Below are 1,256 nucleotides of genomic sequence, written 5' to 3'. Positions count from 1 at the left end.
GGATCGCGGCGATCGAGCCGTGGGCCCCGAGCGTGTAGGACGGATACATCAAGGCATCGACCGCGCTGTAGATCAGCTTGTCAGGCGCCATCATCATCAGGTCGGCGAACAGCTTGAGATCGCCCGCGCTCTGCTTGACGCCGACGACCAGCGGCACCTCGGTCATGATCCGCGTCAGCAGCGCCGGCGACAGATAGGACCACGGCACCACGTTGTAGATGATGATGGGCATGCCGGTCTCGTCAGCGATGGCGCGAAAGTGCGCCACCATCGCCTCCTCGTCCGGCTTGAACAGGTAGTGCACCGGCGTGACCTGGAGCGCGGCGACATTCATGTCGCGGACCAGCTTGCCGCGGCGGATCGCATCGCGTGTGGAGTCCACGATGATGCCGGCGATCACGGGGATGCGCCCCTTCRCCGCCTCCACCGTCGCGGCTACTAGATCGCGATATTCCTCGTGATCGAGCGTATGTCCTTCGCCGGTCGAACCGCCGGCGGCGACGCCGTGTGCGCCGGCGCCGATCATCCAGTCCACCTGGGGCGCCACGAGCCCGAAATCGATCTCGCCGTCGTTCCGGAACGGCGTCGTCATCGGCGGGATCACGCCGGTCGGTCGTACCTTCATGGTCTGCCCTCGCGTTTCCTGTGGTGTTGCGGCAGCCCCGCTCTTTTGACGAGTGCCCGCAACGCCATGAATCGTATCGGCCTTGCGGGCCTTGTGAAGTGGCTCATACGCGGCGCGGCCCTGACAATCGATCATTCCTGGGGGTTCCTGCGGGTTCCCCGTATTTGTCCGGCTTCGGGTTAATGGCAATTTTTTTACAATCCGAATCGCCAAATGAAGGTGGACGCTAGGTTGAGTCGGTCAGGCCAGCGTGTCGTTTGTGTCACAGGCTCTGGCACTCCGCTTGCATCCTCTTCGTGGTCAGAAACTACCGATGAGGTGACAGGAATGTTCGTGACCGTCGTTGCCGTGCTCTGCCGGCTTGGTGCATCTGCCTCGGGCGCTTGTGTCGAGGAGATCGTGACCGACAGTAATATGACGCCCGAAATGTCGATGATGCAGTGTGCAATCGGTGCACAGGCACCGCTTGCGAAATGGATGGGCGAGCATCCGATCTATCACGCCAACTGGCGCCTCGAGCGCTACAAATGCGTGCCGGGTCACTACGAGATCAAGGGCCACGCCTAAGGCCCCGCAAAACTACTGATACCAAGACGACCGAGGAAACGCCCCGGGGGCCGCCTTTCTCCCC

Annotated in this window: 2 protein-coding genes; one reads left to right on the top strand and one right to left on the bottom strand. The window is 62.2% G+C overall.

The features are described from left to right. The coding region (locus tag AC1D00_RS41640) for a dihydrodipicolinate synthase family protein (protein WP_477014708.1) at window positions 1-625 on the bottom strand (625 nt) is incomplete at its 3' end. Between the two features lie 327 nt (window positions 626-952). Between AC1D00_RS41640 and AC1D00_RS41635 the strand changes: the two genes are divergently transcribed. Beyond that, window positions 953-1,192 (top strand): hypothetical protein, encoded by a 240-nt coding sequence (locus AC1D00_RS41635; RefSeq protein WP_027547402.1) that lies wholly within the window; start codon window positions 953-955, stop codon window positions 1,190-1,192. Window positions 1,193-1,256 lie beyond the last annotated feature (64 nt).

It is taken from the genome of Bradyrhizobium sp. P2_E8, assembly GCF_056403875.1.
The sequence above is the reverse complement of the archived record's forward strand: the minus strand, read 5'-3'. Positions and strand labels throughout refer to the sequence as shown.

Bases quoted from the DNA above. Each gene is read 5' to 3' on its own strand.
- AC1D00_RS41635 (WP_027547402.1), top strand. From the start codon at position 953: ATGTTCGTGACCGTCGTTGCCGTGCTCTGCCGGCTTGGTGCATCTGCC.